The sequence below is a fragment of the Amycolatopsis azurea DSM 43854 genome, assembly GCF_001995215.1.
Classification (GTDB): Bacteria; Actinomycetota; Actinomycetes; order Mycobacteriales; family Pseudonocardiaceae; genus Amycolatopsis; species Amycolatopsis azurea.
Genome location: NZ_MUXN01000027.1, coordinates 150,234 through 174,333 on the forward strand (window position 1 = coordinate 150,234; position 24,100 = coordinate 174,333).

At 69.2% G+C, this 24,100-nt stretch carries 22 protein-coding genes; 1 reads left to right on the plus strand and 21 read right to left on the minus strand.

Annotated elements, in window-relative coordinates:
- Position 1: 1 nt before the first annotated feature.
- The 16 genes from B0293_RS35610 to B0293_RS35685 form a co-directional block, all read right to left on the minus strand.
- Positions 2–982 (minus strand): ABC transporter permease, encoded by a 981-nt coding sequence (locus B0293_RS35610; protein ID WP_005161256.1) that lies wholly within the window; start codon positions 980–982, stop codon positions 2–4.
- Entirely contained in the window at positions 982–2,580 is a 1,599-nt protein-coding gene (locus B0293_RS35615) for an ABC transporter substrate-binding protein (RefSeq protein ID WP_005161253.1), read from the minus strand. Before B0293_RS35615 ends, B0293_RS35610 begins: the two co-directional genes overlap by 1 nt.
- A gap of 9 nt (positions 2,581–2,589) precedes the next feature.
- Positions 2,590–3,492: a serine hydrolase gene (locus B0293_RS35620; RefSeq protein ID WP_005161250.1), complete on the minus strand. Its 903-nt coding sequence runs from the start codon at positions 3,490–3,492 to the stop codon at positions 2,590–2,592.
- Positions 3,489–4,877, minus strand: a complete 1,389-nt coding sequence (locus B0293_RS35625; RefSeq protein WP_005161247.1) for a serine hydrolase domain-containing protein — start codon at positions 4,875–4,877, stop codon at positions 3,489–3,491. The genes B0293_RS35620 and B0293_RS35625 overlap by 4 nt, the downstream gene beginning before the upstream one ends.
- 120 nt (positions 4,878–4,997) lie before the next feature.
- Positions 4,998–5,909 (minus strand): serine hydrolase, encoded by a 912-nt coding sequence (locus B0293_RS35630; RefSeq protein ID WP_005161244.1) that lies wholly within the window; start codon positions 5,907–5,909, stop codon positions 4,998–5,000.
- Between the two features lie 140 nt (positions 5,910–6,049).
- The gene (locus B0293_RS35635; protein WP_005161242.1) at positions 6,050–7,330 is read right to left on the minus strand and encodes an MFS transporter; all 1,281 of its coding nucleotides are present in this window, start codon (positions 7,328–7,330) and stop codon (positions 6,050–6,052) included.
- A gap of 138 nt (positions 7,331–7,468) precedes the next feature.
- Entirely contained in the window at positions 7,469–9,139 is a 1,671-nt protein-coding gene (locus B0293_RS35640) for a PucR family transcriptional regulator (RefSeq protein ID WP_005161240.1), read from the minus strand.
- Positions 9,140–9,215: 76 nt separating this feature from the next.
- Positions 9,216–10,322, minus strand: coding sequence for an o-succinylbenzoate synthase (gene menC, locus B0293_RS35645; protein WP_005161238.1), 1,107 nt, complete (start codon positions 10,320–10,322; stop codon positions 9,216–9,218).
- Positions 10,319–11,203: a hypothetical protein gene (locus B0293_RS35650; RefSeq protein ID WP_039918988.1), complete on the minus strand. Its 885-nt coding sequence runs from the start codon at positions 11,201–11,203 to the stop codon at positions 10,319–10,321. Before B0293_RS35650 ends, menC begins: the two co-directional genes overlap by 4 nt.
- A 31-nt stretch (positions 11,204–11,234) precedes the next feature.
- Positions 11,235–12,377 carry a M20 family metallopeptidase gene (locus B0293_RS35655; protein WP_005161233.1) on the minus strand — a complete coding sequence of 381 codons (1,143 nt, stop codon included), beginning with the start codon at positions 12,375–12,377 and terminating at the stop codon, positions 11,235–11,237.
- Positions 12,374–13,849: an amidohydrolase family protein gene (locus B0293_RS35660; protein WP_005161232.1), complete on the minus strand. Its 1,476-nt coding sequence runs from the start codon at positions 13,847–13,849 to the stop codon at positions 12,374–12,376. Before B0293_RS35660 ends, B0293_RS35655 begins: the two co-directional genes overlap by 4 nt.
- A gap of 636 nt (positions 13,850–14,485) precedes the next feature.
- Positions 14,486–15,817, minus strand: coding sequence for a GH1 family beta-glucosidase (locus B0293_RS35665; RefSeq protein ID WP_005161231.1), 1,332 nt, complete (start codon positions 15,815–15,817; stop codon positions 14,486–14,488).
- 32 nt (positions 15,818–15,849) lie between these two features.
- Positions 15,850–16,689 (minus strand): carbohydrate ABC transporter permease, encoded by an 840-nt coding sequence (locus B0293_RS35670; RefSeq protein ID WP_005161230.1) that lies wholly within the window; start codon positions 16,687–16,689, stop codon positions 15,850–15,852.
- Positions 16,682–17,638 carry a carbohydrate ABC transporter permease gene (locus tag B0293_RS35675; RefSeq protein ID WP_005161229.1) on the minus strand — a complete coding sequence of 319 codons (957 nt, stop codon included), beginning with the start codon at positions 17,636–17,638 and terminating at the stop codon, positions 16,682–16,684. Before B0293_RS35675 ends, B0293_RS35670 begins: the two co-directional genes overlap by 8 nt.
- Positions 17,638–18,951: an ABC transporter substrate-binding protein gene (locus B0293_RS35680; protein WP_005161222.1), complete on the minus strand. Its 1,314-nt coding sequence runs from the start codon at positions 18,949–18,951 to the stop codon at positions 17,638–17,640. The genes B0293_RS35675 and B0293_RS35680 overlap by 1 nt, the downstream gene beginning before the upstream one ends.
- A 205-nt stretch (positions 18,952–19,156) precedes the next feature.
- Positions 19,157–19,813 (minus strand): GntR family transcriptional regulator, encoded by a 657-nt coding sequence (locus B0293_RS35685; protein WP_039918987.1) that lies wholly within the window; start codon positions 19,811–19,813, stop codon positions 19,157–19,159.
- A gap of 79 nt (positions 19,814–19,892) precedes the next feature.
- Here B0293_RS35685 and B0293_RS35690 point away from each other — a divergent pair, with 79 nt between their 5' ends.
- Positions 19,893–20,324 (plus strand): VOC family protein, encoded by a 432-nt coding sequence (locus tag B0293_RS35690; protein ID WP_005161219.1) that lies wholly within the window; start codon positions 19,893–19,895, stop codon positions 20,322–20,324.
- A 13-nt stretch (positions 20,325–20,337) separates the two neighbouring features.
- Here the strand turns inward: B0293_RS35690 and B0293_RS35695 are convergent, their stop codons facing one another.
- The 5 genes from B0293_RS35695 to B0293_RS35715 all read right to left on the minus strand — a co-directional run bounded on the left by B0293_RS35695 (position 20,338) and on the right by B0293_RS35715 (position 23,982).
- Entirely contained in the window at positions 20,338–20,904 is a 567-nt protein-coding gene (locus B0293_RS35695) for a MauE/DoxX family redox-associated membrane protein (RefSeq protein ID WP_005161216.1), read from the minus strand.
- Positions 20,901–21,320, minus strand: a complete 420-nt coding sequence (locus B0293_RS35700) for a S26 family signal peptidase (protein WP_005161213.1) — start codon at positions 21,318–21,320, stop codon at positions 20,901–20,903. Before B0293_RS35700 ends, B0293_RS35695 begins: the two co-directional genes overlap by 4 nt.
- The gene (locus tag B0293_RS35705; protein ID WP_005161209.1) at positions 21,317–23,149 is read right to left on the minus strand and encodes an ABC transporter ATP-binding protein; all 1,833 of its coding nucleotides are present in this window, start codon (positions 23,147–23,149) and stop codon (positions 21,317–21,319) included. The genes B0293_RS35700 and B0293_RS35705 overlap by 4 nt, the downstream gene beginning before the upstream one ends.
- Complete coding sequence (locus tag B0293_RS35710) at positions 23,146–23,688, minus strand: TlpA family protein disulfide reductase (RefSeq protein ID WP_005161206.1); 543 nt, start codon at positions 23,686–23,688, stop codon at positions 23,146–23,148. Before B0293_RS35710 ends, B0293_RS35705 begins: the two co-directional genes overlap by 4 nt.
- Positions 23,689–23,775: 87 nt before the next feature.
- The gene (locus B0293_RS35715; RefSeq protein WP_005161203.1) at positions 23,776–23,982 is read right to left on the minus strand and encodes a hypothetical protein; all 207 of its coding nucleotides are present in this window, start codon (positions 23,980–23,982) and stop codon (positions 23,776–23,778) included.
- Positions 23,983–24,100: the final 118 nt, after the last annotated feature.

Below are 24,100 nucleotides of genomic sequence, written 5' to 3' on the forward strand. Positions count from 1 at the left end.
GCTAATTCTCCCGGATCGTCGAGCGCGGATCGAGCACGGCGAGCAACACGTCCACCGTCAGGTTCACCAGCAGCACCCCGATGCCGTAGACGAGCACGATCGCCTGCACCAGCGGGTAGTCCTTCTGCAGGATCGACTGCGCGATGGTGGAACCGAGACCGGGCCAGGCGAACACGTTCTCCACCAGCACCGTCCCGGCGACCATCCCGGTCAGCATCAGGCCGCCCATGGTCAGCGTCGCGGTCAGCGCGTTCGGGAGCGCGTGCCGCAGGTAGACCAGCCGCGCGGGCAGTCGTTTCGCCCGCGCGGTGCGGATGAAGTCGTTGCCCAGCACGGAAAGCGTCTCCACCCGGACGATGCGGGCGAGCACCGACGCCGGACCGAGCGCCAGCGCGATCACCGGGAGCACGAACGAACTCGCGTCCGCGTTCCCGGCGACCGGGAACCAGCCGAGCTGCACGGCGAAGAACGCGACCAGCGCGACGGCGAGCAGGAATTCCGGGATGGCCGCGAGCAGCACGGTCGTCGAGGTGAAGGCCAGTTCGCCGCCCCGGCGCCGTCCGCCCCGGGTGAGCACGGCGAACAGCAGCCCGAGCGGGATCGCCACCGCGATGACCACCGCGAAGGCGGGCAACGCGAGTTGGAGGGTGGCGGGCAGCCGGTCCCCGATCACCTCGGAGACCGGCTGCCCGCTCGTCATCGACGTCCCGAAGTCACCGGTGACCAGTCCGCCGAGGTAGTGGACGTACTGCGACCACAACGGATCGTCGAGCCCGAGCGCCGCCCGCCGCGCGTTCACCAGTTCCACCGGCGCGGTCAGCCCGAGCGCCGCCCGGACCGGGTCACCGGGGATCAGCTGGATCATCAGGAACGCCATGGTGACCAGCACCCACAGCGAGACCGCGAACCGGCCGAGGCGGCGCGCCGCGAACGAGAGCCAGGGGCTGCCGCGCAGTCCCGTCGGTGCGACCGCGATCGCCATCAGCTGTACATCCGGATGCTCGACGGTTCGATCGTGCCGAAGTTGACCTTGAACCGCGCGTTGCTGCCGAAGATCGGGATGACCGAGTTGACGTACGGCACGACGTCCAGCCGCTCGATGAGCGCCGATTCCGCGGCGAGCCAGGTCGCGCAGCCGGAGTCACCCGGCATTTGCGCCGCCTTCGCGGCCTCCGCCGTGTACTTCTCGTTCTCGATGTGCGCGAAATTCGTCCCGGCGGGCGGTTTCGGCCCGGACACGAACGAAGTGACCTGACTCGGCAGCAGCAGGGTCACCGGCGCGAGCGAGATGTCCCACTCGCCGGTGTTGAAGAGCACCTGGCTGGTACCCGGGCTGTCGAGGGCCTTGAGCGTGACGTCCGCGCCGGCGGCCTTCCACGACTGCTGCATCAGCTCGGCGGCGGACGCCATCGTCGGTCCCAGCTGGGAGCCGTAGATCGCGGTGAGCGCGAGACGCTTGCCGTCCTTGGCCCGCACGCCGTCCGCTCCCGGCTTCCACCCGGCCGCATCGAGAGCCGACTTGGCCGTGGCGACGTCGAACGGGGGCAGCTTGCCCGTCACCGAGTCGCCGGCGCACGCCTTGGGCTCGGTGGTGACCATTCCCTGGCTGGGTGCCCCGGCACCGCTGGTGAGCACCTTGCCGATCTGGGCCAGGTCGAGGGCCTGCACCAGTGCTCGGCGGACGGCCTGGTCGGCACCGGCACGGCCGGGCGCCTGGTTGAAGAACATCTCACCCATCGGCACGATCTGCTCGCCGTGGAACAGCTTCTGGGACCGGAGGCGCTGCTGGTCCTGGCCGGTGATCCGGGCGGCGTTGAGCTCACCCGACAGCAGCAGGTTCGACGTGGTCGTCATGTTCTGGATGACCCGGAAGGTCACCTTCTCCGGGAGGCCCGGCTGGTCACCCTTCCAGTCCCCGGGGCCCCACGCGTAGTCCTTCCGACGGGTGAGGGTGTAGTGGTCGTTCGGCACGATCTCGGTCATGGTGAACATGCCGGTGCCGTACTTCCCCTTGGCCAGGGCCTGCCGGTCGGTCACGCCCTTGCCGCAGACGATCGGCATTCCGCCGAGGTTGCGCAGCAGGAAGGCGTCGGGTGCCCCGCTGGTCAGGGTGATCGTCCGCGCGGCGTCGTCGGCGGTCGCCTTGGTTCCCGGCGCGACGGTGAGCCCGGACATCGGGGACTTGTTGGCGGGATCGCCGACGAAGTTGATGTTCGCGGCGACGCCGCTCGCGGTCAGCGGACTGCCGTCGTCGCAGGTGATCCCATTCCGCAGGGTGAAGGAGGCCGTGGTCGTGGTGGCCTCGAACTTTTCGGCGAGTCCCGGGATCGGTTTCCCGGTCTCGTCGAGGTTGATCAGGCTGTCGTAGAGGTAGCGGCCGATCTCGAGGGCGGTCGAGAGCACCGTCATCGCCGGGTCCAGCGCTCCGGGATCGGTGCCGATCGCCATGGTGAAGGTCTTGCCTTCGGTGAGTTTCTGGTTCGCGGTCCGGTCCTGTCCGGATTGCGACGTCCCCCCGCACGCGCTCACGGTCAAGGCCACCACGCTCGCGATCGCGGCGGTGAGCCGGGCTTTCTTCATGCGGTTCTCCTACTGGGTCACGGTCTGCGCACGGAGGTGTTCGACGGCGAGGCTGGCGGCCTGGCCGATAGCGGAATCGATCGCGGGCTGGCGATCGGCGAGGGACTCGGCGCGGGTGAACACCGCGACGGCGTACCGGCGGCCGTCCACATGGGTCACCACGCCCGCTTCGTTGCGGACGGCGGGAAGCGTCCCGGTCTTCGCCGCGATCGCCACTCCCGCGGGGAAACCGGACGAGATCCGGTGCGGCCAGATCTGCTGGGCCATGATCGCCCGCACGCGTTCGCAGGCAGCCGGGTCGCCCGCGCGGTCGGTCCAGATCGCGTCCAGCAGTTCGGTGATCTCACGCGGGGTCGACGCCGTGGTGCGTTCCGGGTCGAGCACCGAGAGCTTCCACAGCTGATCCTCGGTGGCCGCGGCGAAGACGGCCTCCAGGTCGTCGTCCGGTTTCGCACCGAGGTCGGCGATCACCGAGGCGAAGAGGTCTTCGCAACAGCCGATCAGCCGTGTCCTGGTGAGCCCGAGGTCGGTGAGGACCTTGTCGACGGCGTCCTGCCCGATCCGGTGGTAGACGACGTCGGTCGCGGCGTTGTCGCTCATCGTCAGCATGAAATGCGCCAGGTCGCGCCAGCTCATCTCGACGTCGTCCGCGCAGCCGGCGGTGCCGATCCCGCCGATCCGGTAGCGCGCGGTGACCCGGGTCCGCTCGGTGTCGTCGAGCCGTCCGGCGGCCACCTCGCGGGCGAAGGCGACGGCCACCGGGATCTTGAACACCGACGCCAGCACGACCGGATCGTCCGCGCCGACGCCGACTTCGGGACCGCCGGGGACGCCGACCTCGCGCGCGTGCACGAACCCGCGTGCCCCCGCCTTCGCGAAGACCGCCTCGATCTCCTCGGCGATCGCCGTCACCGGCTCACCCGCCGGTCGGCGCGTCCGGTGTGGACGAACAACGCCCGGCCGTTGCCGTCGTCACCGACGAACGCGTGCGGCATGTGCAGGCCGAGCCCGTCGTGCTCGACGACCAAGGTGTCACCCTTGTAACCGAGCAGCTTGCTCTTCTCCGGCCCCGTCCCGAGATCGGCGAAGATCCCCTTCGGCGTGCGCTCCAGCCACAGGTCGCCGTCCTCGTCCTGGCTGACGACGATGTCCGCCACCTGCGACGAGTACTCGCCCACGAAGCGCGACGGGTCGGCCGGGGCCTCCGCGGCGTTGGGTTCGGGCAGCGGCGGGACCTCGACGCCCGCAAGATCGCCCAGCACCTTCCGGAAGATGTCCAGGTACAGGTGCAGCGGCTTGCCGCCGTTGGTCAGCAGGGCCACCGCGACGTTGCTGCCCGGCACCACCCGCAGGAACGCGGACTGGCCGATGGTGCCGCCGTCGTGGCCGATCACCGGACCGCCGTCCCAGTCGAAGATCATCCAGCCGAGCCCCCACGCCCCGCCCATCAGGCCGAGGTAGGGCAGTTCGACCTGGCGCTCCCACATGGCGCGGGCGGTTTCCGGCCGGAGGACCTGGGTGCCGTCGTCCGCGCGGCCTTCGTTGAGGTGCATGCGGACGAAGGTGAGCAGGTCGCGCGGGCGCATCGCGAGATGCGAACCCGCCGGGGCGTTCGACCGCGTGAGCGCCCAGACCGGCGCGGCGACCGGCTCCGCGTCCGGAGCGGGCTGGACATGGCCGATCGCGGCGCGGTACCGGATCGCGTCGTACGGTCCGGCCGCGGCGTGGGTCAGCCCGAGCGGAGCGAAAAGATGCTCGCGCAGGCATTCGTCGTACGACTTGCCGCGCAGGACCTCGACGATCCTGCCGAGAACGCAGTATCCGGCGTTGTTGTAGGAGAACATCTCCCCCGGCTCGAACAGCTGGGGCACGTCGGCGAGCGTCGCCACGAGCTTTTCGACGCAGTCGTCGCCCTGCCCGGTGTCGGTGAAGATGTCGCCCTCGAACCCGGAGGTGTGGCAGGTCAGCTGCCGCACGGTGATCCGGCCCGCCGCGGCGTCGTCGGAGAGGGTGAACTCGGGAAGGTAGTCGCGGACCGGCTTGTCGAGGTCCAGCTTGCCCTCGTCGACGAGCTGCATCGCCAGGGTGGTCGTCCACACCTTGGTGATCGACCCGATCTGGAAGACGGAGTCCACTGTGGACTCGACGTCGGTGCTCTTGTTCAGGACGCCGGCCGCGTGGTCGATCACCTCGCCGTTCGCGAAGACCGCGACGGCCGCGCCGGGCACCTGATGCTTCGCCAGCAGCTCGGCGAAGTTGTCCGCGAGCCAGGCATCGATTTCGGAAAGTTTCGACATGGGCATCCTTGTCCGTGGAAAGAGTGGACCGGCAGTTCCCGGAATGCTAGGACGGTGACGGGCGTCACCGGTTCGTGCGGAACGACGAGAGCGGCGGGAAAATTCATCCGTGCGGACGAATCATTCGCTCGCGGCCTCGGGAAGCCTGAGCCATTCGACGGCCTGTGCCGCGGCGAAGCCGATGAACGCGTCCCGCTCCGGCACCCGCGACCGTCCGTCGACGGCGTCGGTGAAAATCCCTACCGCGTAACGGCCGCCATCCGGGTACTCGACCACGCCGACCTCGTTGCGCACCGACGGCAGCGTGCCGGTCTTGCCGCTGACGCGGATCCCGTCGTCCGGGAACCCGGACCGCAGCCGGTGCGGCCACACCTGGAGTTCCATCCAGCGGCGGACGTCCGCGCACGCCGCCGGCGAGGCGGCCTCGTCCCGCCAGATCAGCCCGAGCAGCCGGGTGATCTCTTCGGCCGTCGTGGCGCAGGTGTGCGCGGGTTGCAGCGCGCGCAACGCCTGTATCTGCACGATCGAGAGCTCGGATAGCGCTTTCTCGTCGTCCTCGTAGGAGATCCCGAGGTCTTGGCCGATGCTGTCGAGCACCTCGCCGCAGTCCTGCGGGACGGTGGTGTGCTCGAAACCGAGTCGCCGCAACGACTTCTCCGTCGGTTCCTTTCCGACGCGGGCGAGGATCAGGTCGGTGGCGACGTTGTCGCTGATCCCGATCATCAGGATGGCGAGGTCGTACCAGGACATCGTGATCTCGTGCCGGAAGGTGGCCAGGCCGTACGGGCTCGGCGTGGGATGTCCCGGCGGGACGGTGACGGGCTCGCCGAGATCGAGTTCGCCGTCGGCGCCCTGCCTCGCCAGTTCCAGCGCGATCGGGACCTTGAAGACAGACGCCGTGACGACAGGGGCGTGCTCGTCGATCCCGATCCGGCGGGTGCCGTCGATTTCGGCCGCGTGCAGCCGGACTCGGACGCCTGCCTCCTTCGCTCGGGTGTTGATGGTTTCGGCGACTTCGGACGCGGTGGGCATGGGACTCCTGTCTACTTTGGACTTTCCTGGCTCAGGCGGGTCGCGCGGTGATCGCGGACCGAGATGAGGTTGCGGAAGCCACTTTCGCAACGTTGAAGGTTGCGAGAGTGGCTTTCGCAACGTCTCCCCGGGGGGGGCGCTCACTGAGCCCCACGGGACCCCGTGCTGGGACTCGCCGGGGAGAAGGTGAACTGCGCCGGGTTCTGCGGCACCCAGAACGCCATCACGGCGGTCAGGAACGTGGTCACGATGAGGAACCCGAACGCCGCCGTGTAGGAGAAAGCGTCCGCGAGCCAGCCCATGGCGACCGGGGCGACCGCGCCGGCGACTTGGCCGCCGAAGTTCATCACTCCCATGCCGATCCCGGTGACCGCCGTGGGCAGCACCCGCAGCGGCAGGCCGAAGACCGCCATCGTCGCCATGCCGAACACCGCGAGCGCGAGTGTCTCGTAGAGGGTGAACTCCGCCGTGCTGTCCGCGCTCACCATCAGGATCAGCAGCACCACGGTCACCAGCGCGATCGAGCCGAGGTACCAGCGGCCGTGGTCGTGGAAGTACTTGTCGAACAGCCAGCCGCCGAGGATGGTCGTGCCGATGCTGACCAGCATCGGGATCGCCGCGAGGACCCCGGTCTGGTTCAGCGTCAGCCCCCGCGCTTCGAGCAGGTAGCTGGGCACCCAGGTGATCAGGCCGTAGTTCAGCATGTTGGTGGCGCAGAACAACAGCGTGAACTTCCAGACCACAAAAGACTTCAGCACCTGTTTGCGCGAGACCTCGGGCGTGCTCGCCTCGGTGCGCGGAAGGCTGCTCAACGACTTCGGCAGTGCCTTGGGCAGCAACGTCCAGACGACCACGCCGATGATCGCGCCGATCCCCGCCATCCAGAAGAACGTGTGCCGCCAGCCGACCGCCATCAGCAGCGGGCCGACGATCAGCGGCGCCAGCCCCGCGCCGATCCCACCGGCGGACAACATCACGCCGGTCACCGTCGCGCGGTTGCCGGGAGTGGTCCGTTCCGCGATCGCCTTGAACGAGGCCGCCGGGAAAAGCCCTTGGCAGACGCCGAAGAGACCGCGGACGAGCAGCAGCATCCCGAAGGTGCCCGCCATCCCGGTCATCGCGGTGAACGCCGACCAGGCCAGCAAGGTCACCAGCATCGGCCCGCGCGAGCCGTATCGGTCGGCGAGGAACCCCGCCGGGATCTGGCAGACCATGTAGACCAGCGCGAAGACGGTCACGAGCCAGCCCTGCTGGGTCTTGCTGAGGTCGAACTCGGCGCCGATCATCGGCAGCGCCATCCCGATGGAGAACCGGTCGATGTAGTCGACCGCCCAGGCGAAGACCATCACCACCATGGTGATGAGCGCCGTCCTGTTGATCCGCCGCGCTGTCCAGGTGTCCTCATTGACCACTGCCGTCATGGCGCCTCCGCGGAAACGTTGGGAGAGAAGGAGAACGGCGAGCGTGGCGCCGATCACTCATTCTGAAACGCGCTCGGCGGGCGGAGTTCGTGCGTTCACACGAACATCCGGCGCCGTTTCGGGCCGGGCAGACCAACCTCAGTCTTCGGCGCCCGGTGGCCCTGTCCGCGCGTCGCGGGGCAACAGCCGTAGTTGCACCATGGCGGCGAACCGCTCCCCCGCGTCGTCGAGGTCGATCTCGCCGACTTCGGCGAGGCGCCGCAGTCGATAGCGGAAGGTGTTCGGATGGACGTAGGCCGCGGCGGACGCGGCGCCGATGTCACCGAAGGCGTCCAGCCAGCACCGGAGGGTGTGCACCAGTTGTGACTGATGCTGGTCGTCGTAGGCGAGCAGCCGCGCGACAGGTCCTGTCGCGACGTCTCCCCTGGCCGCGGCGAGGTCGGCCAGTTCCAGCATGAGCGCGTCGACGTGGACGTCGTCGGAAGTGGCGACGCGTTTCCCGCCGGAGTTAGTGAGCAGCACGCGCAACGCCCTGTCCGCGCCGTCGCGCGAGGCACGCAGGCCGGAACCGTCGAGCGCGAGCGGTCCGATGCCGATCGCGGCCGCCGCGCGTCGTCCGGTGCGCTCCAGGAAGGTCGACGCGACCCGCACCGAACGCTCCTGGCAGTCGTCGTGACTACCCGGCATCGGAACGATGCCGTAGGCGACGTCGCCCACGAGCGCGACGGCCGAGCGCGGCTGGACGGCGCTGAGGTGCATGGCGAGCGCGTCGGCGACCCGCTGGCGGTCCGCGACCAGCCGGAGGTCGTCCTCCAGCGCGGGCGCGCCGAGCAGGCCCATGGCCAGCACGATCGACGGCTGGCCGAGCAGGCCGAGCCGGGCGATGGCCTCCGGCGCCCCGGAACCGCCTTCGAGCGCCGTGCTCACGAGGTCCGCGCGCAGCCGTCGTTCGACGTCGGCGCCCGCACGGAGCCGGAGCATGTGCAACGCGACGAGTTTGGTCGCGTCGATCAGTGCCTGGGTCCGCTCCTCGCTGAGCGGTTCCCGGACCGCCGCCCAGATCGAACCGAGTATCTCGTCGCCGGCCCGAACAGCGATCGCCACCCTGGGAAGGACGAGCTCGGTGGCGTCGTAGCGCTGCGGATCGACGTAGACGGGGGTGTGGTCGCGGTACAGCCTCTCGAAGACACCATCCTGTTCCAGGCCGCGGGCGAACCGCTCCGGCACCTGACGACCGAGGATGGTCTCGACGCGGGAGGGATCCGCTTCGTCCTGACGCCCGGAGAACGCGAGGATCCGGTTACTGCGGTCCTCGATGGTCACCGGCGCGTCCAGCAGCGCGGCGATCGCGTTGGCCAGCGCGAAAAGATCACCCGACGGCATCCCGCCGAGCGTCTGCGGCGAGACCTCGCCGACGTCGCCCTCGGCGAGCAGGGTCCGGAGCATGGCTGCGAGCTGGGCCCAGGACGCGCCGCGGGCCAGCCCGAGCAGGGCGACCCCGGACGAGTCCGCGGCGCGCCGGAGTTCCGGCGCCGGGGTGACGGGAGAACGGACGACGAGCGCCGCGGCGCCCCTCGCGCCCACGTCGCGCAAAAGGCGGACGACCTCGTCCTGCTCCCGCACCCCGACGCCGAGCACGACGGCCCCGCCAGGGATGTCGGATTCGTCGTGCGGATCGTGGATGACCACCCCGCCGAGCTGTCGGCGGGTGGTCCGGCCGACCGCGACCGGCTCCAGGAGCACGTCCCCGAGGTCCTCGAGGACGCGTCCCAAGCTCATGTGCGGCTTGCTGGGCACCGGTGTCAGCACCCCCCGAAGTTAAACCCGGCCTCGTCGAACCGTTTGGTTCGTTCCGACCAAATCTAACCCCGGAATTCGTAGTTGGCTACGAACCGATCCACACCTTTTCGGTGGTGAAGTCGTCCAGGATGTCGGGAATCGGGGTGACGCCGAGACCCGGTCCGGTCGGCACCGGGAGGTGCCCGGCCTCCAGCACGAACGGCTCGGTGATGTCCGTGCGGTAGAACCGGCCGGACGCCGAGGTGTCACCCGGCAGTGTGAAGCCGGGCAGCGAGGCCAGCGCGACGTTGGCCGCCCGGCCGAGCCCGGTCTCGATCATGCCGCCGCACCACACCGCGACGCCGTGCGCCGCGCAGACGTCATGCACCCGGCGGGCTTCGAGGTAGCCGCCGACCCGGCCCGGTTTGATGTTGACGATCTGGCAGGCGCCGAGCTTGATCGCGTCGGCCGCGGCCTTGGCCGAGACGATCGACTCGTCGAGGCAGATCGGGGTCCGGATCCGCTTGGCCAGTTCGGCGTGGCCGTGCACGTCCTCCTCTTCGAGGGGCTGCTCGATCAGCAGGAGGTCGAACGGGTCGAGCCGGGCCAGCAGCGGCGCGTCGCCCAGGGTGTACGCGGTGTTGGCGTCGACCTGCAGCAGCACGTCGTCACCGAACCGCTCACGCACCTGCCGCACCGGCTCGATGTCCCAGCCGGGTTCGATCTTCAGCTTGATCCGGACGTAGCCCTCGTCGAGGTAGTCGCCGACGACGTCGAGCAGCTGCGGGATCGAATCCATGATCCCGACCGAGACGCCGCAGGCAACGGAGTCGCGTGTGGACCCCAGTTCGGCCGCGAAGGACCTTTCGTGCGCGCGGAGTTCGGCGTCGAGGACGGCCATCTCCAGCGCCCCCTTCGCCATCCGGTGCCCCTTGAACTTCGCCAGTAGCGGCGTCACCTTGTACGCGGTGACGTCGTCGGCGGCCAGCAGGGCCGGGATCAGGTGGTTCCGCAGCACGTGTTCGGCGGCGTCGTTGTACTCCGACGAGTAGACCGGCGCCGCCATCGTGACGCATTCACCCCAGCCCTCGCCCGCCGGAGTCACCGCGCGGACGAGCATCAGTTCCCGTTCGGACTGTGTCCCGAACGACGTCCGGAACGGGGCCACGAGCGGCATCCGGACCCGGCGCAGTTCCACACCGCTGAGTTTCACGACTGCTCCTTCGAGATCACGTACCAGCCGGCACGATCGAAACCGGCGACCTTGGCGTTGTCCGCCATCAGTCCGCCGAGGACTTCGCGCAGGGCGACGCGCCACGCGTTGCCGCGACCGGGATCGGTGCGGCGCAACCGTTCGATGTCGGACGGAACGGCGACGAGCACGGTCGGGGCGTCGGCGGATCCGATGCTCGGACCGCCGTCGGAATCGACCGACAGCGCCTTTGCCGCCCCCAGCGCTTCCGCGTCGATCAGGACGGGTTCGCCGAAAGCGGCGGAACGGACGTCCGGGCTCGTCAGGTCCCAGCCGACCATCAGCCGGTCGGTGTCACCCGAACCGTTGATGCTGTCCGCCATCGGACCGTAGAAGTCGGGCAGGTACCCGATCGGGCGCGCGCCGAGCTTCCCCAGGTTGAAATAGGCGTTGCGGCGCACCAGCGGATCGAAGGTCCAGGTGATCACCGAGACGTCCTGGAGCAACGCCCAGCCGCGCTGGTGCAATTTGAGCGCGTGCCCGATCCCCCGGCCCGCACCGGCGCGGGCGACCCCGGCGATATGACTGTGCAGGCTTGCCTTTCCCGGATTCCCGAAGAAACCGAAGCAGGCCCCCAGCAGTTCGCCGTGCTCGAACGCGCCCGCGACGTAGTTCCCGGCACTGGACATCGCGCGGAGCAACTCCGTGCTGACCGGCCGGGAGCCGGGGGCGGACTGCCAGATCGACTCGAACAGGCCGACCACCGCGGCCAGATCGGCGATTTCGGTGAGTTCGCGGATTTCGACGCCCGAGGCCACGGCGGCGGCGCGTGCGGCGGCGACGGCTTCGTCGCGCACCTCCGCCGCCACGAGGCTCTCCGTATTCGTCGCAAGATTCGTCACGGGACAATCCTTTCCCGGCCCGGCGGCCGCGTCACCGTCGTGCCGCACCAGATTCGCCCGCGCGATTCGTCGCGCCGGACGGACCCCGCTTCGCGAGCACGTTCTCCACGAGAGCGGCCAGCAAAGCGGTACGTCGCGGCACTTCGGCGACGACGACGTGTTCGTGATCCGCGTGTGCCCCGCCGCCGACGGCGCCGAGCCCGTCCAGGGTGGGAATTCCCATCCCTGCGGTGTAATTGCCGTCCGAAGCGCCACCGACCGACGCGGAAGTGAGGTCCCCGAGGCCGAGCTCGCCCGACAGTTCCTCGGCCAGCTCGAACAATCCCGCCGACGAGCTTTCTTCGAGCGGTGGCCGGTTGATCCCGCCGGTCACGCGGACCTCGGCGTCGTCCAGTACCGGCCGGAGGTCCCGCATGGCCTGGTCGACCCGGAGTTGTTCGGCCTCGTTCCACACGCGGACGTCGACGGCCACGCTCGCGGCGGCGGGAACGGTGTTGACCGTCGTTCCCGCCGAGACGACGGTGGGGGTCACGCTGGTCCCGGCCGCCGGATCGGCGAGCGCGGCCACCGCGAGGATCTGGTGCGCGATCTCGATCCCCGCGTTGATCCCCTTCTCCGGTTCCAGCCCGGCATGCGCCGCGCGTCCGACGATCTCGACCCGGTAATGGGAAACGCCTTTGCGGCGGCATTTCAGCGCGCCGCCGTCGGCCGAAGCCTCCAGCACGAACGCCGCGTCGCAGCCCGCCGCGGACTCCTCGATCAGGGCACGTGACGACGGCGAGCCGATCTCCTCGTCGCCGGTGACCAGAATGGACAGTCCGGCCCGGTCGGGCACGGTCGCGGCGGCGTGCAGCGCCATCACGACCCCGGCCTTCATGTCGAAACAGCCCGGGCCGCGCAGTACGCCGTCCTGGACGGAGAACGGATGTGTCTCCAGCGAACCGTGCGGCCACACCGTGTCGTGGTGGCCGAGCAGCAGCACTCGTGGCGGCCCGTCGCCGAATCGCCAGCGCAGATGCGTGACCCCGTCGATGACGATGCGCTCCGGCTCCGCGCCGAGCAGCCTCTTGCCGACCTCCGCCACCACTTCGGCGCTGCGGGCCACCGCCTCGTGATCCGAGGACGGGGACTCGCAGCGGACGAGCGTCTCGATGTCGTCCAGCAGTTCGCTCATCGCGGCTCACCCCGCAACGGCTTGCCGGGAAAGGCGTCCGTGCGCAGGTTCCCGTCGGTGACCACCGGGACACCCGAGACGAACAGATGCCGGACGCCGACCGAAGGCCGGGTCGGGTCGAAGTAGGTCGCCGCGTCGGTGATGGCGTGCGGGTCGAGGACGACGATGTCGGCGTCGGCGCCGACGTTGAGCCGTCCCTTGGCCAGCGCTCCGGGAGCGACCTCGTCGAGTACCCGCGCGGGCAGGTAGGAGCAGCGCCGGAACGCCTCCAGCCAGGTCCATGCCTTGCTCTCGCGCACCATCAGGCGCAACGTCTTGGCGTACGTCCCGGACGTGCGCGGATGCGTCGCGCCTCCGGGCGGCAGCGGCCATTCGGTGCTCTCGCTGGTTCCGTTCTTCCAGTACACGGGCAGCGCGTCGCTGGCGACGATGGCGTCGGGGAACGCGAGCGCCTGGTGCAGGAGACCGAGGTCGTGCGGGCTGGTTTCGTCGAGGAACTCCAGGATGCACGGCGCACCCGGATCCGCGGCGCGCACCTGGAGCAGGCGGCCTTCGTCGGAGATGCGCTCCCCCGTCTCCAGCATGATCACGCTGGACGGCGAGAGTCCCTTCATCTTCAGGCGTTCGGGTGAGAGGAACGCCGCGCCGATCCCCGTGCTGCCCGCGCCGTACGGATAGGCCTCGACGGTCACCCGCGACCCGGCCGAACGCCCCGCTTCGAGCGCCGCGAGCACCCGCTCGATCTGATGACCGGAGGTGCTGTTCACGTGACAGTGGTGCATCGCGGCGCCGGTCTCGCCCGCGACGATCGCGATCTCCGCCGAACCGTCGACGGGCGTCTCCGGGTTCACCTCGACCAATTCCCGGACGTGGGTGTACGTCGGCGCCCCGGCCTCCTTCGCGAGGCGGGCCAGCGCGAGGAACTCACCGGGGTCGGTGTCGGGCGCGTAGCCCAGGAGCACCCCGACGCCGAGCGCGCCCGCGGCCAGCTCACCGTCCACAAGGGACAGCCATGCGGCGAGCTCCTTCGGTGACGAAGACCTTTGCCAGGAAGGATTTCCGAGTACCGCCAGCCCACTGTCGAAACCCGCGTCCGGCTCGATGCCGGCGAGCACCTGCGCTCGCGCCGCACCCCAGGACGCGGAAAACCCGTAGTGCAGCGGACGTCCCGCCGCGGCCGCCTCGGCGTAGGCCCGCTCGATCGGCATCAGCCCGGCTTCGAGGTCGAGCGCGGTCGTCACCCCGTCCATCGCCTGGAGCCGCTGGCCCGCGATGGTGTGCACGTGGCTGTGCAGGTCGATGAAGCCCGGTCCGACGACGAGCCCGGTGACGTCGATCTCCACGTCGCCGGGCTCCGCGGTCAGGCCTTCGCCGACGGCGGTGACCACCCCATCGGTGACCAGCACGTCGGCCGTGCCGTCGAATCCGGTCGCCGGATCGATGACACGACCGCCACGCAAGAGTGTCCGCATGCTTCGCCTCCTAGGATCGCCTCGTTCATGGCGACCCTAGGAGGTTTCGTCAGGCGTCCGTTCGTACCGCGCGACGAATCCGGGCCCCTCGGTCCATCCGCCCGCACGAAGAGCCTCGTGAGTGGTGGAAGGTCAGCGGCCACGGGGGCGCCCAGCTTCGCTAAGGTCGCGAAAGCCACTTTCACAACCTTCAGCGTTGTGAAAGTGGCGTTCACAACGCTTCCTCGCGTCTCTTCATGCGAAGTCCCTCCGACAGCCAGGGCCGTTGTGGCATCCGGGTCCCGCAAGCGCCAGCTAGGCCGGACCAGAACCGCTGCCTCCAATGTGGCATTGGGGACGCCGAGTGCCCCTAATGCCACATTGGAGGCAAGCGATCGCGAGGCTGTCGCGCGAGGGACCACCCGAGTCAACCGCGTGACCGGCGGGACGACACACGTGATCAGACGGACGACACACGTGACGGAGTGGACGACACGCGGTGGGACTTGGCCGTGGGAGTGTCGTCCATCTGATCACAGGCGTCGTCCGTCTGGCCACACGCGCCGTCCACTCAGTCACGCGAAAGTACCGACCCGGCCCACGCAGCCTCGTGAGTGGTGAGGACGGTTAGAACCGTCCTCACCACTCACGAGGCCGTCAGCGCTTCCGGTGCTCGGCGATGATCTCCGCGTACCGGTGACCGCTCGCCTTGACCGTCCGGACCTGCGTGTCGTAGTCGACCCGCACGAGACCGAACCGCTTGCTCAGCCCACTGTCCCATTCGAAGTTGTCGAGCAGTGACCAGGCGAAGTACCCCTTCACCGGAGCGCCCGCTTCGGCGGCCCCGGCCACCGCGCCCAGGTGTTCCTCCAGGTAGGCGATGCGGTCCGCGTCGTCGATCGACCCGTCCTCCGCGACCTTGTCGTCGAAGGCGGCCCCGCTCTCGGTGACGTAGATGGCCCGGGCGCCGTACTCGTTGGCGAGCCGGTTGATCAGGTCCGCGAGCCCCTGCCCGTGGATCTCCCAGCCCATCGCCGTCGTGGCCGCCCCTTCGACCGGAACCTGCCTGGCGCGGGGCACGGGGCCGGTCGGGTCGTCCTCGACGATCTGACGGAAGTAGTAGTTCAGCCCGTGGAAGCCGACCGGGGCCGAGATCACCTCGAGGTCGTCCCCGACCACGGGCGGCTCGACGCCGTAGACCTCGATCATGTCCGCCGGGTAGCCGCGGCCGTTCGACGGGTCGAGCCACCAGCGGTTGACGTGCCCGTCCATCCTGGCCGCCGCCGCGACGTCTTCGGCGGAGTCGGACGCGGGCTCGATACCGCTGAGGTTCACGACCAGCCCGACGTTGGCGGGCTCGGCGGCGTTCGCGGTGATCGCCTGCACGCCGAGGCCATGCGCCAGCAGGAGGTGGTGCGACGCGTGGATCGCCTGCTTGAGGTCCTTGACACCGGGCGCGAACCGGCCTTCGAGATACCCGAGCCAAGCCGAGCACAGCGGCTCGTTGACGGTGTTCCAGTCCTTGACCCGATCCCCCAGCCGAGCCGCGACGACGGCGGCGTAGTCGGCGTACGCGTAAGCCGTGTCGCGCTCGGGCCAACCGCCCTCCAGCGCCGAGGGCAGGTCCCAGTGGAACAGCGTGGCGAACGGCCGGATCCCGGCTTCGAGCAACGCGTCGACCAGCCGGTCGTAGAAATCGAGACCGGCGACGTTGACTTCGCCGCGACCGGTCGGGATCACCCGCGGCCAGGCGACCGAGAAACGGTAGGCGTCGAGGCCCAGCTGCTTCATGATGGCGAGATCCTCCGGCCAGCGCCGGTAGTGATCGCACGCGACGTCGGCGGTGTCGCCGTTCAGGACGGCACCCGGGACCCGGACGAAGTCGTCCCAGATGGACGGGAGCCTGCCGTCGGCGTCGACGGCGCCTTCGACCTGGTACGCGGCGGTGGCCGCACCCCACAGGAAATCGGCGGGCAGGTGCAGATTCAAGGCGGACCTCTCTGTACGGAGCGACGGGCTGGTCATTTCACGGCACCGGCGGTGAGCCCGGCGACGAGATAGCGCTGGAGCAGCAGGAATCCGGCGACGACCGGAACGGAGACGATCAGGGAGGCGGCCATGACCTGGTTCCAGTAGACCTGGACCTGGGTGGAGTACTCCTGGAGCCCGACGGCGAGCGTCCGGGTGCCCGAGTCGGTCATCACCGACGCGAACAGGACCTCACCCCAGGCGGTCATGAACGAGTAGATGCCGACGGCGACGATGCCCGGCATGGCCGCCGGGATGACCACGCGGATCAGCGCGCCGAGCGGCCCGGTGCCGTCGACCATCGCGGCCTCGTCGAGTTCCTTGGGGATCGAGTCGATGTAGCTGGCGAGCATCCAGATGGCGAACGGCAGCGAGAAGGTCAGGTAGGTGACGATCAGCCCGAGCCGGGAGCCGTACAGGACGATGCCGGTGGTGTTGCCGATATTGACGAAGATGAGGAACAGCGGCAGCAGGAACAGGATGCCGGGGAACATCTGGGTGGAGAGCACGGTCATCTTGAAGAAGTTCTTGCCCCGGAAGCGGAACCGGCTCAGCGCGTACGCCGCGAAGATCGCGATCACCACCGAGAGGATCGCCGCCGAACCGGAGATGACCAGGCTGTTCACGAAATACTCGGCGAGCGGGATGGTCTCCCAGATGTCGAAGAACGGCTGGATGGTCAGCGTCGTCGGGATCCACTCCCATTTGCCCTGCACGTCCCCGAGCGGCTTCAGCGACGACGAAACCATCGCGTACAGCGGGATCAGGGTGAACAGGGCGAGGAAGCCGAGGACGAATCGGCGGGCCCACGGGACCCAGCTCGGCTCAGACAACGGAGTTCCTCCTCCGCGCGGTCAGTCCCAGGTAGACGGTGCTGACGATCAGGAGGAACAGCAGCAACAGCACCGACATCGCCGAGCCGAGGCCGAAGTTCCAGGTCACGAAGGAGCTCTGGTAGATGTGGATCGAGATCAGCGACGCCTCCTTCGGCGCGGACGCTCCGAAAAGGACATACGGTGTGTTGAAGTCGTTGAAGGTCCACAGGAACAGCACCAGCAGCAGGACCTGGTTGACCGGGCGCAGCATCGGCTGGGTGATCGCCTGGAACTGCCGCCACCAGCCCGCGCCGTCGATCGCGGCGGCCTCGTACAGCTCACCGGGGATGTTCTGCAACCCGGCCATCACGATCAGGAACGCGAACGGCCAGTTGCGCCAGACCGAGACGACCACCAGCGACCAGAAGCTGTTGTCCCCGATGAGCCAGAAGGAATCCGTGCCCAGCAGGCTGTTCACCAGGCCGGTGTCCTTCTGGAACATGAACGACCAGGTGATCACCGCGGCGTACATCGGCAGCGCGTACGGCACCAGGAACAGGGTCCGGAGCAGGCCGCGGCCGCGGAAGTTCTTCTGCATCAGCACGGCGGCCGACGTTCCGAAGAGCCAGCAGAACCCGACCGACAGGACGGTGTAGAGGATGCTGATCCAGAACGAGCCGAGCAGCGACTTGCCCGCCGCGGAGTTGAAGTCCAGGACGAACTTGTAGTTGTCCAGCCCCGCCGCCGGCGCCGACGAGAAGTCCCGTATGTAGAACTGCGTCAGCTTGAAGAAGCTCATCACGAGCCCGGCGATCATCGGGATCAGGTGGACGAGCAGTTCGAGCAGGATCGCGGGGAGCAGGAGCAGATACGGCAGCGCGACCCGGCGCCGCTTGCGCCGGACACGCTGGGATCCTGGCGCCCCGGCCGCCTTCACGGCCGGGGCGTCGTCGAGGGCGGTCGGCATCAACTACCGGCCGCGATCTGCTGGTCCGCCTGGTTCAGCTGGTCGCGGATCTTGGCGCCGTCGACGGGTTTGCCCGCGGCGACGTCGGCGAACATCGCCTTCATCGCGGTGCCGATCAGGGTCTCGAACTGCGACTCCTGCGGAACCTGCGGCATCGGCTCGGCCGAGTTCGCGAGCACGTTCTGGAAGACCTTGACGTCCTCGGTCTGGAACGCCGCGTCGCTGTAGGCGTCCTGGACGGTCGGCAGCGAACCGTAGGTCTTGTTGAGCAGCGCCTGCTCCGGCGCCGAAACCATGAACTTCACGAAGTCCAGTGCGGCATCGGGGTTCTTGGTGCCTTTGAAGACCGACATGTTGATGCCCGCGACGAAGCTGCTGACCTTGCGGCCGTTCGGCGGCGTGGTGGCGGGCAGCGGGATCGGCGCGACACCGAGGTTGGCCATGTCCATCCCGATGTTCTTGAACGAGCCCGCGGAGGCCTGGTTCATGAACATCGCGGCCTTGCCGTCCGACAGGTCCTTGAGCGACTTCGCGGTGTCGGCGTATTCGGCGTTGGCCGGGTTGACGATCTTGTCCTTCTGCATCAGGTCGACGAACTGCTGCACGGCCGTGACCGAGGGGTCCGACGCCAGTTGCGGCTTGCCTTCGGGGGTGAAGAACTGCGCGCCCTGCTGGGCACCGAGGATCGCCGCGTGGTGGCTGTTCTCGGTGACCTGACCCGCCTGGAGCGAAAGCCCCCACTGGCCCTTGTCGGGTTTGGTGAGCTTCTTGCCGTCCTCGACGAGCTCTTCCCAGGTGGCAGGCGGCTTGGTGATGCCGGCCTCCGAGAAGAGCTTCTTGTTGTAGTACAGGCCGTACGCCTGGCCGTAGAGCGGCACGCCGACCGGCGGCTGCCCGCTCGCCCCGGTGGCCGCCAGCGACGGGCCGAGGAACCGCGACTTGCCGCCGACCTTCTCCAGCGCGGCGTCGTCGAACGGCAGGAACGCCCCGGTCGCCTGCAACGAGGCCGACCAGGTGTTGCCGATGTTGAGCACGTCCGGCCCCTTGCCGGAGGTGGTGGCCGCGAGGATCCGGTTGAGCAGATCCGTCCACGGGACGACCTCGAGCTTGACCTTGATCCCGGAGGCCTTCTCGAACTTGTCGAGTTCGGGCTGCAGGACGGCTTTGTCGTTGTCGAGACTGGTGCCCTGGTTGGACGCCCAGTACACGAGCTCCTTGGGAGCACTGGACGACGTGTCGCCGCCGCCGCAAGCCGCCGTGGTGGCGGCCGCCAGCGCCAGGACGAGCGCGGGAGCGATCTTTCCGATTCGCATCGATGGTCCTCGGGGTGAGTGGCCAAGCCGCGCCCCGTGTGACCCGGGACACGCCTTATTTCAGGGCTTGAGTTAAGCCTTGGTCCACCCTGCCGTCAAGACCCTGACGCCGATTGGTGCTCCGGCGATCGCGAGTGAGCGATTACCAGGTCAGCGCCGCTTCCCGTGAGTGATCATCGCAGACGCGGGCAGCCCGGCGCCACGATCACTTCCCGGTGAGCACGTCCAGGGCCTGCCCGCGATGCGCGGCGAAGAGTTCGAGCGCCTTTTCGCCGTCGCGCTCCCGAAGAGCCGAAGCCAGTCGCCGGTGCTCCTCCGGGATGCCCGCGAGGTAGCCCTCGGCGTTCACGCCGATCCGGGTCAGCAGGAACAGGTGCACCTGCGACCGGATGGCCTGCCACGCCTCGACGAGCCGCCGATGACCCGAAGCCGCGTAGACCGCGTCGTGGAAGTCGATGTCGCAGCGGACCATCTCGTGCTCGTCGCGCGCCCGGTCCATCCGCTCGACGACCTCGTCGATCACGGCCAGGTCCGCGTCCGACGCCTTCGCGACCACCAGCCGAACCGCCAGCTGCTCCAGCGCCGACCGGAGACTGTCGAGCTCGGCGACGTCCACATCGGACAGTGTCGTGACGATCGCGCCGCGATGCCATTCGCTGCGGACCAGGCCCTCGCGCTCCAGCTTGAGCAGCGCTTCACGCACCGGCCCGCGGCTGACACCGAGCGCGGCGGAAAGCTCGACCTCGCGCAACTGCGCACCAGGCGGATAGGCGCCGCCGAAGATGGCGTCCCGAACCCGGTCGGCGACCTCGTCCGCCAGCCCGCGACGCCGCGCCGGCACCACCCTGCCGGGTTCGCTCATCGTCATCCCCTCCACTGGAACGCCCGATAGTAGCGACGAGCACCTCGACCTCACTTTGTCCTAATGTTAACATTGCGACATGAGCATTCTCGACTCTCCCATCCCCCGCTTCCACCTCGCCATGCCCGTCGACGACCTGGCCGCCGCGCGCACCTTCTACGGCGAGGTCCTCGGCCTCGAACAGGGCCGCAGTTCCGACAAGTGGATCGACTGGAACCTCCACGGCCACCAGTTCGTCACGCATCTCGCGCCGGAGCGGCCGCAGCGGATCCACAACCCCGTCGACGGACACGACGTGCCCGTGCCCCACTTCGGTTTGATCCTCACCGTGCCGGAGTTCCGCAAGCTGGCCGACCGGCTGCGCGCGGCGGACACCTCGTTCGTCATCGAGCCCTACGTCCGGTTCGAAGGCCAGACCGGCGAGCAGTGGACGATGTTCCTGCTGGACCCGGCGGGCAACGCACTGGAGTTCAAGGCCTTCGCCGACGACTCGCAGGTTTTCGCCACCTGACGACCCACGACGTTCAGCGCGTCTCGGGAACCGGCCCCGCGAACAGCTCCGCCAGGTCCTCGAACCGGATCACCGCGACCGCCCCGACAGCGCCGAGGGCCGAGGCGAGGGCCAGTCCCACCGGCTCTCCGCCGTCCAAGCCGGACATCGCCAGGGCACCGGACGCGGCGGCCAGCAGGAGAAGCACGTTGCGCACCACGTGCCGATACGCGAGCGCGGTGCGCGCCGGACCGAAGCAACGGCATACCGCACCGGTCCGGCGCGCCACCGCGCGCCACACGGCGGCGGTCAGCACGCCGAACAGCCCGAACGCGAGCACCAGACCGGCGAGAGCGAGCCACCGGCCCGCGACGGCACCGGCGACGATCAGCCCGGCGGCCGGGAGCAGGAGCGCGGCGATCGCGAATTCGGCGGCCAGGGTGATCGCCGCGAACCACCGGGCCCAGCGCGCCGGGACGCCGAACGCGGGCACCGACGCGACGAACTCGGCGTACGCCCCCTTGCCCCGCACCTTGCCTGCGGACGAGGCCGCCAGCACCAGTCCACAAAGGACGGCCGCGAACGCGGCGACGTGGTTCACCGCTGCCCGATCGGCCTGAGCACGACGCCGATAAGCGCGTCCGCCGGGATGTAGCCGAGCCGCCGGGAATCGTTGCTGCGGGCCGGATTGTCGCCCAGCACCAGCAGATTCCCCGGCGGCACCACCGGATCCGCCACCGGGATGTGCGGCGGCACCGGATCGCCGGGCACCGCCACCGCGCGTTTCACCAGCCGTCCGGCGGTCGGATCGCCCGGTTTCCCGGGACCGCCCTGCACCACGACGATCTGCCCCGTCCGCACCCGCTCCAGCCGGGACCGCCGCACCAGCAGCCGATCACCCGCCACGTAGGTGGGCTCCATGCTCACCCCGTGCACCGTCACCACGAGCAGCCGCCGGCGCAAGGTCAGCAACCATGCGAGGCCGAGGACGACCACCGCGAGGACCACGTAAATCACTGGGACACCACCTCGTCGTAACCCGAAGCCTGCAGGCGGAAGAGCCTCGCGTACGCCCCGCCCGAGGCGATCAATTCGTCGTGCGAACCCAGTTCGGCGACCCGCCCCTCGGCGAGCACCGCGATCACGGACGCGTCCCGGACCGCGCCGAGACGGTGCGAGATCAGCACACTGGTCGCGCCCTCCCGGTGACGGCGCAGGCTGCTGTGCACCTCGTGCTCGGCTTCCGCGTCGAGTCCCGAACTCGGCTCGTCCAGGATCATCAGGTCCCGGCGATCGCGCAGGAAGGCCCGCGCCAGCGCGAGCCGCTGCCATTGCCCTCCCGAGAGCAGCACCCCGGTCTCCGGGTCGTCGCGGTCCGCCTCGTCGAAGAACATCCGGGAAAGGAACGTGTCGTAGCCACGCGGGAGACCGGTCACGACGGCGTCCGCGCCCGCGCGACGGGCCGCCGCGACGACCCGCTCGCGATCGTCCATCACGGACACGTCGCCGAGCCCGATGTTCTCGGCGGCGCTGAGGTCGTAACACATGTAGTCCTGGAAGACCGCGCCGATCCGCGTGCGCAGGTCCTCGACGTCGAGGTCGCGCAGATCGACGCCGTCCCACAGGATCGCTCCGCGTCCCGGGTCGTAGAACCGGCACAGCAGCTTGACCACGGTCGACTTCCCCGCGCCGTTCAGCCCGACCAGGGCCAGCGAACGGCCGTGCGGGATGGTCAGGTTCACCCCGCGCAGCACCCACGGCTGGTCTTCGGCGTAGCGGAACCAGACGTCCCGCAGCTCGATGCCGGAACGCAGCGCGCCGATCCGCCGGGGTGCGGCCGGGACGGGCAGATCCGGGCCCTGCGACTCGATCTCGTCGTAGTGGTCGAACAGCAACGTCGACTGGTGGGCCGAAGCCAGCCGGGCGACAAGAGTCTGGAGCGCGCTCTGCACCCCACCGACCGACGCCACGAAGATGGCGATGTCGCCGAGCGAAAGCCTGCCGTGCGCGGCCAGCCACACCGCCCAGACCAGGCCACCCGCCGCGACCGCCGCGGTGAGCCCGGCCAGCAGCCCGTGCACCCGCGCGTCCCGGCGGTCCTGGCCTTCGACGACGGCGTGGGCGGCGGTCAGCTCGACGAGCATGCGCCGCCGGAAGAGGTCGCCGAGGCCGAGCAAGCGCAGTTCCTTCGCCGCGTCGAGGCTCGCCAGGAGGTCGGCGTAGAACACCTCGCGCCGCTCGGCGGGCGCGATCGACCACAGGACGCGGGCCCTCGCGCGGCTCAGCCGCAGGTTCGCGAGCAGCGCGGGGATCGCCGCCAGCAGCACGATCACGGCCATGCCCGCGTTGATCACGATCAGCGTGCCGAGGAAACCGCCCAACGTGACGGCGGCCTGCACCGAGCCGATCCCGTCGTCGACGAGCTGCCCCGGCCCGCTGCGGCCGGTCTGCTGCGCGAGCCGGAGCTTGTCGCGGAAACGCGGGTCCTCCATCCGCGCGATCCCGGCCAGCTTGCCCATCGCCCGGTAGAGCCGGTCCATGGTCACGACGGCCACCGCACGGTCCAGCCGCTGCTTCAGGTACTCGGTCCCGACGGGGAGCAGCCCCACCATGAGCCCGGTGACCGCCAGGGCGACCGCCCACGGGAGCAGCGTCAGCCAGACCTCGCCCGCGGCCAGCCCGTCGAGAAGCACCTTGGTGCACCACGCGGTCGCGATCGGCACGACCCCGCCGAGTAGGGACAACACCGAGTACAACAGGAGGCCCACCGGGGCGGCCCGCCGGGTGAGCCGGGCCGCCGCCGAAAGCAGTCGCAGGACCCGGCGGGCGCCGAGGGAGGTGTTCACAGCGTCGCGGGTGTCGGCAGGGCCGACATCTCCCACCCGCTCGCCAGCATGGTCCGGTCGCCGTCGACCAGGCAGAGCGCGGGATAGCCGGAAGCACCGAAGGCCTTGTGCACCACACCGCCGTCCAGTTCGAGGATCACCTCGGCGACCTCGCCGAGCCGCACGACCATGTCGGCCGTCTCCTCCTCGCTTCCGGCGGCGATCGCGACCACCTTGCCCTCGAACCGGGTGGCGTACTCGATGAACTGGGGCATCCGTTCCTTGCACGGTTCGCATCCGGGCGAGAAGAAGCCGACGAGGGCGGGCGAACCGTCGATGTCCGCAGTGGACAACTCGGTCCCGCCGACCGTGACGGCGGAGAAGGCGCCGATGGTGGCGCCCGCGGGCAGCGCGATGTCCGGCTCCGGGAAAGCCTGCTGTCGCACGTTCTTCAGAGCCTCGTTCTGCTCGCGCAGCCTCCGGATGATGCCGAAGCTGAGCAGCAGGTCCAATACGCACAGGAGTCCGACGAGCACGACGGCGGCGGTCAGGATGGACATGGGTTCTCCAGTGGAGGAAGAGGGACGGGCGGGATGCGGTGGGTGGTGACCGGCGCGCACGGCGCCGGTCACCACCCACGACGTCGATCAGCCTCCGCAGATCCGGAAGGCGTAACAGGCGCCGCAGAATTCCTTGCAGGCACCGTTCGTGGAGCAGTTGCGACGGAAGTCGCTGCGCTCACGGCAGTAGCAGTGCTTGTAGTACGGGTCCGGCGGGCAGCCCGCGCCCACGTCCGCCTTGGCCACGAACACGCCCAGCAGCTTGTCGCTGAGCCTTTCGACTGTCTTGCGCATGTTCCGCGCTCCTCACTTCCTCCGCGCCGGGTGGCGTCGGCAGCGCCCAACGTAGGAAGGCCCGGTACACGAACGCGGATAGCGCGCATACACACGGCCGTGTACCTGCTGTGCACCA